Origin of the sequence: Thermoactinospora rubra (genome assembly GCF_002093975.1) — a bacterium.
Classification (GTDB): Bacteria; Actinomycetota; Actinomycetes; order Streptosporangiales; family Streptosporangiaceae; genus Nonomuraea; species Nonomuraea rubra_A.
On the sequence record NZ_MSZZ01000022.1, the window covers coordinates 32,900 to 47,441 of the forward strand.

Annotated in this window: 14 protein-coding genes; 12 read left to right on the top strand and 2 right to left on the bottom strand. The window is 72.8% G+C overall.

Going from position 1 to position 14,542, the window contains the following annotated elements; translation table 11 throughout:
- Positions 1–46 precede the first annotated feature (46 nt).
- From BSB02_RS21770 to BSB02_RS21805, 8 genes are read left to right on the top strand one after another with little or no spacing between them, the layout of a single operon-like run.
- Positions 47–1,261 carry an ROK family transcriptional regulator gene (locus tag BSB02_RS21770; protein ID WP_084961239.1) on the top strand — a complete coding sequence of 405 codons (1,215 nt, stop codon included), beginning with the start codon at positions 47–49 and terminating at the stop codon, positions 1,259–1,261.
- On the top strand, positions 1,258–2,217 hold the full coding sequence (locus tag BSB02_RS21775) for a carbohydrate ABC transporter permease (protein WP_084961241.1): 960 nt from the start codon (positions 1,258–1,260) through the stop codon (positions 2,215–2,217). Before BSB02_RS21770 ends, BSB02_RS21775 begins: the two co-directional genes overlap by 4 nt.
- Entirely contained in the window at positions 2,210–3,016 is an 807-nt protein-coding gene (locus BSB02_RS21780; RefSeq protein ID WP_084961243.1) for a carbohydrate ABC transporter permease, read from the top strand. The genes BSB02_RS21775 and BSB02_RS21780 overlap by 8 nt, the downstream gene beginning before the upstream one ends.
- 17 nt (positions 3,017–3,033) lie before the next feature.
- Positions 3,034–4,296: an ABC transporter substrate-binding protein gene (locus tag BSB02_RS21785; RefSeq protein WP_084961245.1), complete on the top strand. Its 1,263-nt coding sequence runs from the start codon at positions 3,034–3,036 to the stop codon at positions 4,294–4,296.
- 48 nt (positions 4,297–4,344) lie between these two features.
- Positions 4,345–5,424, top strand: a complete 1,080-nt coding sequence (locus BSB02_RS21790; protein ID WP_158088697.1) for a glycoside hydrolase family 15 protein — start codon at positions 4,345–4,347, stop codon at positions 5,422–5,424.
- Positions 5,421–7,631 carry a glycoside hydrolase family 31 protein gene (locus BSB02_RS21795; protein ID WP_084961249.1) on the top strand — a complete coding sequence of 737 codons (2,211 nt, stop codon included), beginning with the start codon at positions 5,421–5,423 and terminating at the stop codon, positions 7,629–7,631. The genes BSB02_RS21790 and BSB02_RS21795 overlap by 4 nt, the downstream gene beginning before the upstream one ends.
- Before the next feature lie 50 nt (positions 7,632–7,681).
- A complete protein-coding gene (locus BSB02_RS21800; RefSeq protein ID WP_240506569.1) occupies positions 7,682–8,974 on the top strand; it encodes a serine/threonine-protein kinase in 1,293 nt (430 codons plus the stop codon).
- A gap of 24 nt (positions 8,975–8,998) precedes the next feature.
- Positions 8,999–9,952, top strand: coding sequence for a hypothetical protein (locus tag BSB02_RS21805; RefSeq protein WP_084961252.1), 954 nt, complete (start codon positions 8,999–9,001; stop codon positions 9,950–9,952).
- Here BSB02_RS21805 and BSB02_RS21810 read toward each other — a convergent pair.
- Complete coding sequence (locus tag BSB02_RS21810; protein ID WP_084961254.1) at positions 9,949–10,617, bottom strand: nitroreductase family protein; 669 nt, start codon at positions 10,615–10,617, stop codon at positions 9,949–9,951. The genes BSB02_RS21805 and BSB02_RS21810 overlap by 4 nt on opposite strands.
- Before the next feature lie 91 nt (positions 10,618–10,708).
- Between BSB02_RS21810 and BSB02_RS21815 the strand changes: the two genes are divergently transcribed.
- From BSB02_RS21815 to BSB02_RS21825, 3 genes are all read left to right on the top strand, one after another.
- The gene (locus BSB02_RS21815) at positions 10,709–11,224 is read left to right on the top strand and encodes an Lrp/AsnC family transcriptional regulator (protein ID WP_084961256.1); all 516 of its coding nucleotides are present in this window, start codon (positions 10,709–10,711) and stop codon (positions 11,222–11,224) included.
- Between the two features lie 9 nt (positions 11,225–11,233).
- On the top strand, positions 11,234–11,887 hold the full coding sequence (leuE, locus tag BSB02_RS21820; protein WP_084961258.1) for a leucine efflux protein LeuE: 654 nt from the start codon (positions 11,234–11,236) through the stop codon (positions 11,885–11,887).
- Positions 11,888–12,049: 162 nt separating this feature from the next.
- The gene (locus tag BSB02_RS21825) at positions 12,050–12,679 is read left to right on the top strand and encodes a VC0807 family protein (protein WP_084961259.1); all 630 of its coding nucleotides are present in this window, start codon (positions 12,050–12,052) and stop codon (positions 12,677–12,679) included.
- Here BSB02_RS21825 and BSB02_RS39815 read toward each other — a convergent pair.
- Positions 12,587–13,531 carry a hypothetical protein gene (locus BSB02_RS39815; RefSeq protein ID WP_143590987.1) on the bottom strand — a complete coding sequence of 315 codons (945 nt, stop codon included), beginning with the start codon at positions 13,529–13,531 and terminating at the stop codon, positions 12,587–12,589. The two genes, BSB02_RS21825 and BSB02_RS39815, sit on opposite strands and share 93 nt — an antisense overlap.
- 373 nt (positions 13,532–13,904) lie before the next feature.
- Here BSB02_RS39815 and BSB02_RS21835 point away from each other — a divergent pair, with 373 nt between their 5' ends.
- A complete protein-coding gene (locus BSB02_RS21835; RefSeq protein WP_084961263.1) occupies positions 13,905–14,537 on the top strand; it encodes a DedA family protein in 633 nt (210 codons plus the stop codon).
- Positions 14,538–14,542 lie beyond the last annotated feature (5 nt).

A 14,542-nucleotide genomic window follows, 5' to 3' on the forward strand; every position in this document is an offset into this window, starting at 1 on the left:
CCTCATTCTTTCGGCACTAAGTTTAGTTCCGAAGAAAGTGATCCGGATGGCAGCCACCGATCGGGGCGACCTCACCAGGACGGCGATCCTCGCACTCCTGGGCACGGTCGGGCCGCTCAGCAGGACCGAGATCGCCCGCGAGCTGGACCTCAGCCCCGCCACCGTCACGCAGCTCACCAAGGAGCTCATCCGGTACGGCATGCTCGAGGAGCTGGACCTGCGGCCCTCGCGCGGCGGGCGCCCGGCCCAGCGCCTGGGCCTGGTCGGCAGCGCCGGACGCGCGCTCGGCGTCAAGGTCACCGCCGACCACCTCGTGATCGTCGACGTCCGGCTCGACGGCGAGGTGCTCGGCTCGTGGGAACGGCCCTTCCACCCGGCCTCGCCCGCCGCGCTGGAGGAGCTGGCCGACGCGGTCGCGGCCGTCGTCGAGACGGTCGAGGAGGCCCCGCCGCTGCTCGGGATCGGGGTGGGCGTGCCCGGCAGCGTGGACGAGCAGGCGGTCGGCACGGTCCACGCGCCCACGCTGGGCTGGCCCGCCATGCCGGTCGGCGAGCGGTTGCGGCGCCGGCTCAACCTGCCGGTCCTCGTCGAGAACGACGTCAACGCGCTGGCCGTGGCCGAGCGCCTGTACGGCAGGGGCCGCACCCACCGCGACTTCCTCGTGCTGACGATCGGCCGGGGCGTCGGCGCGGCGATCGTCGCGGACGGGCGGGTCTACCGCGGCGCCCGCGGCGGCGCCGGCGAGTTCGGCCACGTGCCGGTGCACCTGGACGGGCCGGTGTGCGGGTGCGGCGCGACGGGGTGCCTGGAGGCGTTCGTCGGCTCGGCGGGGCTGGTGGCGGCCGCGCGGGCCCGGGGGCTGCCGGCCGGGTCCGGCGAGGATCCGCCGGCGGTTGTGCGGGAGCTCGGCAGGGCCGCCGACGCGGGCGACGAGGGCGCGCAGGCGGTGTTCGCCGAGGCGGGCGCGATCCTGGGCCGCGCCGCGGCCGGGCTGGTCAACGTCATCGACCCGGAGGTCGTGGTGGTGCTCGGCGAGGGCACCACGGAGTGGGCGCACTGGCGTGAGGGGTTCGAGAGGGCGTTGCGCCGCCAGCTCATGCCGGGACGCCGCGACATCGCCGTCGAGGTCGAGGGCTGGGACGACACGAGCTGGGCGCAGGGCGCCGCCGCGCTGGTGCTCGCCACGCCGTTCGACGAGGCCGGGACTGCCGGCGAGCAGGGCCGCCTCGTGCGCGCCCGGCTGATCGGAGCCACCCCATGACCGCCACCGAAACCCCTGCGAGCGCCACCGCCCGCCGGGCCGGGGGCCGGCGGCGCGCGGGCGCCGGCGGGCGCCCGCCACGCGGACGCCGCCTGCGCTACGCCCTCACCGTCGCCGCGTTCCTCCTCCCGAGCCTGGTCCCGCTGACCCTCTACACGCTGATCCCAATGGCCGGGTCGCTGTGGGTGAGCCTGCACGAGTGGAACCTCATCACCCCGATGCGGTGGGTCGGCCTGGACAACTACGCGGACCTGCTGGGCGACCCCGGCACCAGGGCCGCCTTCCTCCACACGCTGGCCTTCATCGCCGGCTACCTCCCGCTGGTGTACGCCGGCGGCCTCGGCCTGGCGATGCTGCTCAACCGCGCGATGCCGGGACGGGCGCTGCTTCGCGGCATCTACTTCCTCCCGGTGATCACCAGCTGGGTGGTCGTGGCGCTGATGTGGAAGTGGCTGCTCAACCCCGCCTCCGGCCTGGTCAACTGGGCGCTGGGCCTGGTCGGGATCGACGGCCCCGGCTGGTGGACCGATCCGGCCTGGGCCATGCCGTCGATCGTGCTCGCCTCGGCGTGGAAGGACCTCGGCTTCGTGATGATCATCCTGCTGGCGGGGCTGCAGGCCGTCCCGAAGGAGTTCCACGAGGCGGCCCGGGTCGACGGCGCCTCGGCCTGGCAGCGCTTCCGTCACGTCACGCTGCCGCTGCTGTCGCCCTCCACGTTCTTCGTGGTCGTCATCTCACTGATCAACGGTTTCCAGGTCTTCGACCAGGTGCACGTCATGACCGGGGGCGGCCCGGGCGGGGCCACGCAGGTGGTCGTCGAGCAGGTCTACACCTTCACCTTCCAGTACCAGAAGGCCGGCGCCGCCTCGGCGCTGTCGTGGCTGCTGTTCGCGGTCGTCCTGCTCGTCACCCTCGTCCAGGTGCGCGCCCAGCGGAGGTGGGTGACCTATGCGTAGGATCCTCGGCCTGGCCGTGGTGGCGGCCGGCGCGCTGGTGATGCTGTTCCCCTTCGCCTGGGCGGTCATCACGTCGCTGACGCCCGGCGGGGCCGTGCTGGCCACGCCGCCGGACTTCACGCCGGAGGGCGCGGGGCTGGACGCCTACCGCCGCCTGCTGGAGGCGGTGCCGTTCTGGCGCATCCTGTTCAACAGCCTCTGGATCGGCATCGTCTCGACGCTGCTGCAGCTGGCCACCAGCGCCATGGCGGCCTACGCCTTCGCCCGGCTGCCCTTCCCAGGCCGGGGCGCGCTGTTCGCGGTGTACCTGGCCACGCTCATGGTGCCGCTCCAGGTGCTGATCGTGCCGCTGTTCATCGAGATGCGCATGTTCAACCTCGTCGACACCTACTTCGCCGTGCTCGCGCCGACCATCGCCTCGGCCTTCGGGGTGTTCCTGCTCCGGCAGGCGATCGCCCAGGTGCCGAAGGAGTTCGACGAGGCGGCCGTGCTCGACGGCGCCGGACATTTCAGGATTTTTGCCTTCATCGTGCTGCCGCTGATCCGGCCCGCCCTGGCGACCTTCGCCGTCTTCGGGTTCATGGCGAGCTGGAACAGCTACCTGTGGCCCCTGGTGATCATCAGATCGCCCGAGTTCATGACCCTCCCCCTCGGCCTGGCCGAGCTGCACGGCCGCTTCACCACCGAGTGGAACGTCGTCATGGCCGGATCCGTGGTCAGCGTCGTCCCGATCCTCGTCCTCTACCTGTTCGCCCAGAAGCACGTCATCGCCAGCGTCGCCCAGACCGGGCTCAAGTAACACTCGGAAGGTCCCCCATGAACAAGACAATCCTGGCGCTGGCCGTCCTGGCCACCGCGCTGGCCACGACGACCGCCTGCTCCCAGGGCTCGGCGACCAAGGCCCCCGCCGCCGACGGCGGCAAGGTGACGCTGCGGTACTTCACCTTCTCGGCCGCCCCCGACCACGTGAAGGACCTCGACAAGATCGTCGCGGCCTTCGAAAAGGAGAACCCGAAGATCGACGTCGTGGTGGAGACGGCGCCCTTCGACCAGTACTTCACCAAGCTCCAGACCAGCATCGCGGGCGGCACCGCCCCCGACGCCTTCGAGCTGAACTACGAGAACTTCGTCACCTACGCCGCCTCCGGCTCCCTGCTCGACCTCGGCGCCGTCGGCGGCGACAGCGACGTGTCCGCCTACGCCCCCGAGTCGCTGAACGCCTTCAAGCACGGCGGCAAGCAGTACGCCCTGCCCGCCTCCTTCTCCACGGTCGTGCTGTTCTACAACAAGGACCTGTTCGACAAGGCCGGGGTCGAGCCGCCCACGGCCGACTGGACGTGGGCCGACGAGCAGGCCGCCGCCGAGAAGCTCACCGACAGGAAGGCCGGGATCTACGGCGACTTCCAGCCGGTGCAGTTCTTCGAGTTCTACAAGGCGCTCAAGCAGGCGGGCGGGGAGTTCCTGTCGCCCGACGGCAAGAAGACCGCCTTCAACAGTCCGGCCGGGATCAAGGCGGCCAAGTGGCTCGTCGGCAAGGTCGGCAAGACCATGCCGACCGAGGCCGAGATCGGCGGCACCGCCGACTACGACACCAACCTGTTCAAGTCCGGCAAGCTCGCGATGTGGCACAACGGCATCTGGCAGTTCGCCGGGCTGAAGGACGTGCCGTTCGAGTGGGACGTCGTCGTCGAGCCCGGCGACGCCACCAAGGCCAGCGCCGTCTTCCACAACGCGGTCGCCGCCTCCTCGGCCACCAAGCTGGCCAAGGAGGCCTACGCCTGGGCGAGGTTCCTCAGCTCCTCCAAGGTCGCCGCCACCACGCGCATCGAGTCCTCCTGGGAGCTGCCGCCCGTCTCCGACCAGTCGGTCCTGGCGGGCTACCTGAAGGATCCCAAGCCCGCCAACCGGCAGGCCGTCTTCGACTCGCTGAAGTCCATCGCGCTGCCCCCGGTCATCCAGCGCCAGCAGGAGATGCAGGACGCGGTGACCGAGGAGCTGGCCAACGCCGCCGCCGGCCGCAAGCCCGTCGAGGAGGCGCTGAAGGACGCCGCCGCCAGGGTCGACGAGCTGCTGGCCTGACCCCTTTCCCGACCGGTCCCATCCCAGGGAGACGAACACGTGTCGCTAGTGACCCGAAGCCTCGAGGTGATCCGCGGGCACCAGGCCCCGACGGGCGCCTACCCGGCCTCGCCCACCTTTTCCGCCTACCGCGGCTACTCGTGGCTGCGCGACGGCGCGTTCATCGCCGAGGGGGTGAGCAGGCACGGCGACGCCGAGGGGGCCGTCGAAGGGGCGACCGCGTTCCACGCCTGGTGCGCCCGGGTCGTCGGCGACCGGGCCGGGCAGGTGGAGGCCCTCATCGCCCGGCCCGGCGCCCCCTCGCCCGCCGAGATGCTGCCCACGCGGTTCACCCTCGACGGGCTGGACGGCACCGACGAGTGGTGGGACTTCCAGCTCGACGGCTACGGCACGTGGCTGTGGGCGCTGGCCGAGCACACCGCCCGGCACGGCGTGACCGTGCCGGGCGCGGACAAGGCCGTGCGGGTGGCCGCGCGCTACCTGACGGCGTTCTGGCACCTGCCCTGTTACGACTGGTGGGAGGAGCACCTCGACCGGCGGCACGTCGCCACGCTGGGGGCGGTCCACGCGGGCCTGCGGGCCGCCGTACGGCTCGGCGTGCTGCCCGCTGCCGACGCGGAGGCCGCGCGCCGGGCGATCTCCGCCATCGCCGAGCTGATCGCGGCCGAGGGCGTCGCGCCCGCCGGGCACCTGCGCAAATGGCTGGGCGGCGACGCCGTCGACGCCAGCGTCCTGTCGTGCGTGGTCCCCTTCGGGCTCTACGCGCCCGACCACCCGGTGGGAGCCGCCACCGTGGCCGAGATCGAGCGCCGGCTGGCGGTCGGCGGGGGCGTCCACCGCTACCTCGAGGACACCTTCTACGGCGGCGGCCGGTGGGTGCTGCTGGCGGGCCTGCTCGGGTGGAACCACGCGCGGGCGGGACGCCGCGAGGAGGCGGCGCGCTACCTGGAGTGGATGGCCGCCCAGGCGACGCCCTCGGGCGACCTGCCGGAGCAGGTGTCGGACGTGCTGCTGGCCCCCGAGCGGCTGCAGGAGTGGGTGGACCGCTGGGGACCGGTGGCCACGCCGCTGCTGTGGTCGCACGGGATGTACCTGATCCTCGCCGACGAGCTGGGGGTGCGCCCGTGATCCGGCACCGCCCCTTCGGCTCCGGCCACCCCTACCGGCACAGTGAGGACCAGCGCGTCCCGGCCCTGCCGCTGGACGGCTCCCCCGTGGAGCTGCGTGTCCGCGCCTCCGCCCAGGTCACCTCGGTCGTCTGCGAGTGGGTCGTGGACGGCGGGGACCCGCTGACGCTCCCCCTGTCCAGGGCCGCCCGGGAGGGGGCCGCGCAGGCGCCGGGCGACGGCGGGCACCTGGCGGCGGCGCAGGCGCGGGCGACCAGGGCGCTGGCCGGTTCGTGGCACGTCACGACGCCGCCCCTGGCCGCGGGCCGCCGTTACCGGTACCGCTTCCGCGCCACGAGGAGCGACGGGGCCGGCCGTACCACCAGATGGTTCGAGACGACCGCGGCCCGCTGGCAGGACACCGGCGGCAAGCTCACCGTCGAGGGCGCCGACCGCGTCGTGCCCGGCAGCGTGCGGTGGCTGGTGGACGGGGACGGGCCGCGGCGCGTGCGGTTCGAGCTTCCCCTGCGCCCGGCCGATCACGTGGTCGGCTTCGGCGAGCGCTACGACGCCGTGGACCAGCGAGGCCGGACCCTCGACGCCGTCGTCTTCGAGCAGTACAAGGCGCAGGGCGAGCACGGCCGCACCTACCTGCCCATGCCGTTCGCCATGGTCGTCGGGCAGGCGGGCACGTGGGGCCTCCACGTGGTCACCTCGCGCAGGACCTGGTACGACGTGGGCGCCGCCAGGCCGGACCGGCTGGCCGTGGAGGCCGAGGTGGGCCAGGACGCGGAGCTGACGGTGCGCCTGCATGAGGGCGACCCGGCGGGCGTCCTGCGCCGATTCCTCGACGACGTCGGCCGCCCCACCGAGCTGCCCGCCTGGGTGTTCCGCCTGTGGGCCTCGGGCAACGAGTGGAACACCCAGGCCAGGGTCATGGCCGAGATGGACAGGCACCGCGAGCTGGACATCCCGGTCGGCGCGCTGGTCATCGAGGCGTGGAGCGACGAGACGACGTTCACCGCCTTCCGCGGCGCGCTCTACGAGCCGAGCGAGGAGCCGCGCCGGTACGCCGACTACACCTTCCCCGCCGACGGCCCGTGGCCGGACCCCAAGGGCATGGTGGAGGAGCTGCACGAGCGCGGCGTCAAGGTCCTGCTGTGGCAGATCCCCCTGCAGAAGACGCGCCCCCATCCCCGCCACCAGGCCGCCGTGGACGCCAGGCAGCTGGTCGAGCGCGGCTACGGTGTCCGGGAGGCCGACGGCCGGCCGTACCGCAACCGCGGCTGGTGGTTCCCGCTCGCCCTGATGCCCGACCTGTCCAGCCGGGAGGTGCGCGAGTGGTGGACGGCCAAGCGCGCCTACCTGGTGGAGGAGGTGGGCGTCGACGGGTTCAAGACCGACGGCGGCGAGCACGCCTGGGGCCACGACCTGCGCTACGCCGACGGCCGCCGCGGCGCCGACGGCAACAACCTCTTCCCCGTGCACTACGCCCGCGCCTTCGGCGACCTGCTCAGGAGGTACGGCAAGGCGCCGGTGACCTTCAGCAGGGCCGGGTTCGCCGGGTCGCAGCCGCACGGGGCGTTCTGGGCGGGCGACGAGGACTCCACGTGGGCGGCGTTCCGGTCCTCCATCAGGGCCGGGATCACCGCCTCCGCCTGCGGGATCGTCTACTGGGGCTGGGACCTGGCCGGCTTCTCCGGCGAGGTGCCCGACGCGGAGCTGTACCTGCGGGCCGCCGGGGCAGCGGCGTTCATGCCGATCATGCAGTACCACTCCGAGTTCAACCACCACCGCAAGCCCTGCCGGGACCGCACGCCGTGGAACGTCGCGGAGCGGACGGGCGACGAGCGGGTGGTCCCGGTCTTCCGCCGGCTCGTCCACCTGCGGGAGCGGCTGGTGCCCTACCTGGCGCGGGAGGCGCGCAAGGCCGTCGAGGGCGGCCCGCCGCTGATGCGGGGCCTGTTCTTCGACCACCCGGCGGACCCTCGGGTGTGGGAGCACCCGCTGCAGTACCGGCTGGGCGACGCCCTGCTGGTCGCGCCCGTCACCGAGCCGGGGGTGGGCGAGCTGCCGGTGTACCTGCCGGACGGCGAGTGGGTGGACGTCTGGACCGGCGCGGCCCTGCCCGGCGGGCGGACGGTCACGCTCCCGGCGCCCCTGGACCGGCCGCCGGTGCTGTGCGAGGCCGCGCACTGGCCCGGGCTCGCCCCCGTCTTCTCCCTCTGAACTCGCCGAACGTGCCCCGTCGCCGCCGCGCCCGGTGCTAGCCTCATCGGGTGCTCGGGGACGGTGCGTTGCTGAACGGTCGCTATCTGTTGACCAACCGGCTCGGTGCCGGCGGCATGGGCGAGGTATGGCGGGCCGAGGACACCCTGCTCGGGCGCACCGTCGCGGTCAAGGTCCTGCTCCACAACCCGGCCGCGACGGCGCGCTTCCTCAACGAGGCCAGGGCGATGGCCACGCTGCGCCATCCCGGCGTGGCCGACGTCTACGACTACGGCTCCGACGGGGTGAGCTTCCTGGTCATGGAGCTGGTCGACGGGGAGCCGCTCGACCGGCTGCTGGAGCGCGGGCCGCTGGGGTGCGAGAGCACGATGACGCTGGTCGCCCAGGTGGCCGAGGCGCTGGCGGCCGCGCACGAGCGCGGCATCGTCCACCGCGACGTCAAGCCGGGCAACCTCATGATCCGGTCGGACGGCAGCGTGGTGCTCACCGACTTCGGCATCGCCCACTCGCCCACCGCCGGGCAGCTCACCGCGACCGGGCAGATGCTCTGCTCGGCCGGGTACTGCGCGCCGGAACAGGCCGGAGCCAACCAGGTCAGCCCCGCCGTCGACATCTACGCGCTGGGCGTGGTGGCCTTCGAGTGCCTCACCGGGCGCCTGCCGTACGACGGGGACACCCCGGTCCAGATCATCTTCAAGCACCTCAACGCTCCGGTGCCCGAGCTGCCCGAGGACGTGCCGCCGGCCGTCCGCGAGGTCGTCGTCCGCGCCCTGGCCAAGGACCCGGCCAAGCGCTGGCCCTCGGCCGCCGCGATGGCCGAGGCGGCGCGCCGGGCGCTCGCCGGCCCTCCGGCGCCGACGGCCCAGCAGCCGCAGCAGCCGCAGGAGCACGGCAGGCGGCTGGCGCGGGCCGCGACGGCCGCGGGCGCGGCGATCGTGGCGGCGCTGGCGATCGTGGCCTCGCTGCGCGTGTGGCCGCCCATGTCGGCCAACTCGGTGCCGCGCCCGTCGGTGGCGCCGGAGCAGCCGCCCGGCCGCAGCGCGACCACGCCGGGACTGCGGCCCGCCAAGCAGCGCACGGCGCCGCCCCGCGACGCCACGCCCAGCCCGGGGGCCTCGGCCACCCTGGCTCCGGCGCCCACGCCGCTGCCCACGGCGCCCTCCACGCCGACGCCCACCCCGACCCGCACGCCCAGCCCCGAGCCGACGACGCCCGAGCCGAAACCCTCGCCCACGCCGACGCCCCCGCCGACGCCGTCGGAGGAGCCGCCGCCCTCCCCCACCGGGGTGCCGCAGAGCGGGATCCAGTCCCCCACGGAGGTGCCGCAGCTCGCCGGGGGCTGACACACCTGTTCTAAAGTGGTCCGGGTGAAGACGGCTCGGGACCTCCTGGTGGCGCTGGCCCGGCGCCACGCCTTCGCCGACCTGGGCGCGCTGGCGCCGACGCCGCAGATCGCCGAGGTGTGCGAGTTCGGCCACCGGCTGCTGTCGCTCGACGCGGAGGACTTCGCGGCCGACGTCAGGGCGGTCCCGCCCGGCCTGCGGCGGCGTGCCAGGGCCTGCCACATGCCGCAGACGCCGCGCGAGCAGCCGCGCGGCGCGCTGGAGTCGCTGCGCCCGGCCTACGGGCTGCTGCTGGAGGTGATCGCGACCCGATGGCACCGGCGCGAGCTGAGCCCGATGATCGCCGCCGTGCACATCGCCGCCGAATACCTGCCGCTGCTGGCGTTCGAGCCGGAGCTGGGCCACGCCGGCGACCCGGCCCGCTGGCCCGCCGGGCTCAGCGCCACCGGCAGCCGCTTCGGGGTGATCGGCGACCGGGAGTGCGACCACACCAAGGCCGAGCAGTCGGCCGCCAACCGCACCCTGCGCGTGGCGGGCGAGCCGCCGGAGGGCTGGCGCGCCTACTTCGACCGCCAGCACAGCCAGGTGGCCGGGGCGTTGGCGGTCTGCGTCGCGACCTGCCGCAATCCCTGCACGGCCATGGACTGGATCCCCGTGGAGCGGCGCGACCGGCTCGCCGTGCGGGCCCGCACCGCGCTGGCCTTCGCCGAGACCCCTCTGGTACGGCTGCGCCACGCCGCCCCGGTGGGCCACGGCTTCGGCGTGCCCTCGCTCGAGGAGGTGCTCGAGGCCTGGGACCGCAGCCGGGCCGCGCTCGACAAGAACGAGGTCGGCGCGGCGGCCCGGGCCGACGACGGCTTCCCGCTCCCGGGCCTGCCCTCGCTGTTCTCCGCCGTCGCCGCGGCGCCGATCACGCCCTCCACGCTGCTGGACGACGTCGGCTCCCACGTGGTGGGCCTGCTGGAGGAGGCGCTCTAGGCGATCACCTGGTCCAGCGGCTTGCGGGCCAGGTCGGGCACCTCGGCGTCCTCGGCGGCGTAGCCGACCGGGAAGAGGATGTAGGGCCGCTCGTTGGCCGGACGCCCGCAGATCTCGCTGAGGAAGGCCATCGGGTTGGGCGTGTGGGTGAGCGTCGACAGGCCCATGGTGTGCAGGGCGGTGACGAACAGGCCGCAGGCGATGCCCACGCTCTCGTTGACGTAGTAGTGCTTGACGCGGGTGCCGTCGGGGCGCACGCCGTACTTCTCCGCGAAGCACACCACGAGCCATGGGACGACCTCCAGGTAGCCCTTGTCGGAGGTGGTCTCCAGCGGGGCGAGCGCCGCGCGCCATTCGGGCGGCAGCCGCCCGCCCTCGTAGTTGTGCCGCTCCTCACGCTCGGCGGCCTCCCGGATGCGCCGCTTGGTGTCCGGGTCGCCGACGATCACGAACTTCCACGGCTGCTGGTGGGCTCCCGAGGGCGCGGTATTGGCCGCCATGACGGCCAGCTCGACGCACTCGCGCGGCACGGGCTCGGCGGAGAAGAAGCGGACGCTGCGCCGCCGGTCCATGTGCTCGTAGAAGGCCCGGCCCCGGCGGATCATCTCCTCCTCGGGGTAGCGCTCGGGGCGGTAGGGGACGAACGGGTGGGTGTGCTGCCTCATGGCCGCACTGTGGCCCGGGGGCGGCGATCCTGACAACACCCATCGCCCTATGCTGTCAAATATCCCGAAATATCGGCGCTATGGTGTCAATATGCCAGCACGCCATACCGGACTCGACGACCTCGACCTCAAGATCCTCCGCCTGGTCCACGAGCGGCCGCGCACCGGCCTGCTGGAGATCGCCCGGCTGCTGGGCGTGGCGCGTGGCACGGTCCAGGCCCGGCTGGACCGGATGACCTCCGACGGCGTGATCACCGACTTCGGCCCGAACCTGTCGCCGAAGGCGCTCGGCCACCCCGTGCAGGCGTTCACCACGCTGGAGGTGGAGCAGGCCTCCCGCGCGGACATCTCCGCGCGCCTGGCCGCCATCCCCGAGCTGCTGGAGGCGCACATCGTGACCGGCCCCGGCGACGTGTGGTGCCGCATCGCCGGCCGGGACCACGAGCACATCCAGCGGGTGATCGACCGGATGCTCACCATCGAGGGCGTACGGCGGAGCACCACGGTGATCACCTTGTCGACGGTCGTGCCGTACCGGGTGCTGCCCCTGGCGGAGCAGGCGCTATTTCGGGACACAGCTCGGGACACATTTCAGGACACCACCTAAAATGCTGGGATGTTCTTCGGTATCACCGATATCTGGACCTACGTCATCGGCGCGTTCCTCATCATCCTGCTTCCGGGTCCCAACTCGCTCTACGTGCTGTCGCAGGCCGCCCAGCGCGGCGTGCGGCACGGGTACCGGGCCGCGGCCGGGGTGTTCGTCGGCGACACCGTCCTGATGGCCCTGGCCGCGGCGGGCGCCGCGTCGGTGCTGAAGTCCAACGCGCTGCTGTTCACGATCGTCAAGTACGCGGGCGCGGGATACCTGGCCTGGATCGGCCTCCAGATGATCAGGGGCGCCTGGCGGGCGTGGCGCTCCCCGGCGCGGGAGTCGCAGGCCCCGGCGGCGGACGAGGGGGCGCGCGTGCGGCCGTTCCGCAGCGCGCTGCTGATCAGCCTGCTGAACCCGAAGGCGATCCTGTTCTTCGTCTCGTTCTTCATCCAGTTCGTGGACCCGGACTACGCCCATCCGGCGCTGTCGTTCCTCATCCTGGGCGCGATCATCCAGGTCTTCAGCGTGCTCTACCTGACCGCGCTCATCTTCGGCGGCACCTTCCTGGCCGGGCAGTTCCGCTCGCGCCGCAGGCTGGCGGCCGGGCTGACCTCGGGGGTGGGCGCGCTCTTCGTGGGCTTCGGCGCGAAGCTGGCCACCTCAAGCCTGGGCTGACCGGTGCCGAACGTGCACAAAGAGGCAGTCGCACTGGGGGATGTCGGGTACGGTAGGCGACCGGTGCGCCCCTCAGAGGTGAGCGCCTCCTTCCCTTCCGGGTCGCCTGACCTCGCGCGATCCGGGTAGTCGCAGGAAAACCGGCACCACAGCGGAGCAGCCTTGAACCATCCTCCGGTCACCCTCCCCCGTCTGACCTCGTTGCTGCGGCAGGCGACCCCTCGCCTGCTGGAAGGCGTCGTCGCCCCCATGGCCGTCTTCTACGTGGCGATGGCGGTGCTCGGCCTCAAGGTGGCCCTCCTGGCCACCATCGGCTGGGTCTACCTGTGCGTGGTGGTCAGGCTGGTGCGCGGGACGAGGGTGCCGGCGACGATGTTCGTGGCGGCGCTGGCGATCACGGCCCGGGCGGCGATCTCCTTCGTCCTGGACAGCTGGCAGTACTTCCTCATCCAGCCGGAGCTCGGCACCATGTGCATCGCCGTGGCGTTCCTGGCCTCGGTGCGGCTGAACCGGCCGCTGGTGCAAAAGCTCACCCTCGACTACATCCACCTGCCGCAGGCCGTGCTCAAGCATGAGCGGGTGCGCCGGTTCTTCGCCCGCATCACGCTGCTGTGGGCGTTCGTGCTGCTGGCCAACTCGACGGTGAGCATCTGGCTGGTGCTCCACCAGACGCTCGGCGGCTACATGCTGATCCGCACCTCAGTGGTGGCCGCTATCAGCGGTCTGGCGATCGCCTTCTCGATCCTCGGCTTCAAGCGGGTGCTGCGCCGCCTGCACCACGCGCCCGCCTGAGGTCAGCAGGAACGCTCCAGCGACGCCCATCACCAGCCCCGTCAGCGTGGCGAAGACCTCCACCACGTCGAGCGGCGAACGGCCCCCGCCCAGCGGGCCGCCCACGGCCAGCAGGACCACGCTGTACAGGCCCCACCCGAACGTCGAGCCCGCCCCCAGCCAGGCCGTCACCAGGTACGGCACGCCCCGCCGCCCCTCGGCCAGCGCCAGGTAAGCCACTCCCCCGCCGATCGTCAGCAGGCCCGCCACCACCTGCGGGATGCGCATGCCCAGGGTGGCGTCCGCCGTCACGGCCAGCGCGAGCCGCGCCAGGCCCAGCAGGACGCACATCAGCAGCGCGCCACGGGCGATCACCAGCTGCAGCGGGTGGCGGGCCGGGCCGTACCGCCCGGCGAAGACCCACGGCCACCTGTCCCGCGCGTAGAAGGCGAACGCGACCGCGAGCGCGACGCCCTGGACCACGAAGCCGCCGTAGACGACGGGGTAGACCCAGACCGCGAGCACGTCGGAGGACGTGAACGCGGACGGCCCCGACACCAGCAGGACCAGGGGCATGCTGAGCGCGATGCTGGACAGCAGCCCGGTGCCCACCCACAGCGGCAGCAGCACCGTCCAGGCGGGCAGCCGCATCCCCCATCGCATGATCATGCCCGCCGCCAGCACCAGGCCGACCGCCTCCATGCCGAACGTCGCGGCGTTGGCCCCCACCATCTCCGCGCTCTCGAACAGGTCGGGCCGCAGCACGCCCACATAGCTGCCGGTGAGCCAGAGGATCTTGATGGTGAGGTACGGCAGCATCGCGGCCAGGGCCACGGTGCCCGCCACGATCCTGCCAGTCGCTGTCTTGTCCATGGCTCCACCTTGGCGTGACGGCCCGCGCCGGTCCTCCCGCCCGGCGGGGAACCGCCTCCCCCTCACGGGGGATTGCGCCTCACGCCACCCCCGGCGGTGGTGCGGGCTGCACCCCAAGACGGATGCCTGCACTCCTGATCACGGGCGGCCCTCCCGGCTTGGATCGGAGCATGACCCCGACGAAAGTCAGGGCCCCACCCCGACCCCTGGCAGATGTGGCGTGACGTGCGCGAATCCTAGCCTCGGCCACGGCGGGCCCTGAGAGATCTCGGGGACGCACCCGTGACGCGACGGGGGATTCCCCGATGTCCCGGTCGCCGGCCCGCCGACAGGCTGGGAGAGCCCTCCCCTGATCCACGATCGGAGCTTCGCCGTGTCCAACGCCATCCTGGAGTTCGTCCACCAGGTGATGTCGTCGCCCTGGCTCTATGCGGCGCTGTTCGCCCTCGCGATGCTCGACGGGTTCTTCCCCATCGTGCCCGCCGAGACGTCGGTGATCACCGCCGGGGTGTTCGCGGCCTCGGGCGAGACGAACCTCGCCCTCGTCATGCTGGTGGCGGCGGCGGGCGCCTTCGCCGGCGACCACATCTCCTACGCGATCGGCTACAAGTCGGGCGGGCGGCTGCGGGAGAAGAAGGCCTTCCGGTGGGCGCGCCAGGCCCTGGCCGAGCGCGGCGGGCTGGTGCTGGTGGTGGCCCGCTACATCCCCGGCGGCAGGACCGCCACCACGATCACCATGGGCGCCGTGCGCCACCCCCTGCGGTCGTTCTCCTTCTTCGACACGATCGCCGCCGGCTCGTGGGCGCTGTACTCGGGCCTGATCGGCTACTTCGGCGGCATGGCGGTCGAGGGCGACCCGATCAAGGGCCTGCTGCTCGGCCTCGGCATCGCGGTGTCGATCACCGCCGTGGTGGAGCTGGTCCGCTGGGTGCGCAAGCGCCGCGGTTCACAGAGCGCTCGCAGGCCGCTCACGCGGGTGGCACAGGCCGCCGAACCAGACTCCTGATTGTT

Excerpts from the sequence above, each read along its gene's own strand:
- BSB02_RS21785 (WP_084961245.1), top strand. The coding sequence starts at position 3,034 with ATGAACAAGACAATCCTGGCGCTGGCCGTCCTGGCCACCGCGCTGGCC.
- BSB02_RS21770 (WP_084961239.1), top strand. The coding sequence starts at position 47 with ATGGCAGCCACCGATCGGGGCGACCTCACCAGGACGGCGATCCTCGCA.
- BSB02_RS21780 (WP_084961243.1), top strand. The coding sequence starts at position 2,210 with ATGCGTAGGATCCTCGGCCTGGCCGTGGTGGCGGCCGGCGCGCTGGTG.
- leuE (WP_084961258.1), top strand. The coding sequence starts at position 11,234 with ATGTTCTTCGGTATCACCGATATCTGGACCTACGTCATCGGCGCGTTC.
- BSB02_RS21810 (WP_084961254.1), bottom strand. The coding sequence starts at position 10,617 with ATGAGGCAGCACACCCACCCGTTCGTCCCCTACCGCCCCGAGCGCTAC.
- BSB02_RS39815 (WP_143590987.1), bottom strand. The coding sequence starts at position 13,531 with ATGGACAAGACAGCGACTGGCAGGATCGTGGCGGGCACCGTGGCCCTG.
- BSB02_RS21815 (WP_084961256.1), top strand. The coding sequence starts at position 10,709 with ATGCCAGCACGCCATACCGGACTCGACGACCTCGACCTCAAGATCCTC.
- BSB02_RS21775 (WP_084961241.1), top strand. The coding sequence starts at position 1,258 with ATGACCGCCACCGAAACCCCTGCGAGCGCCACCGCCCGCCGGGCCGGG.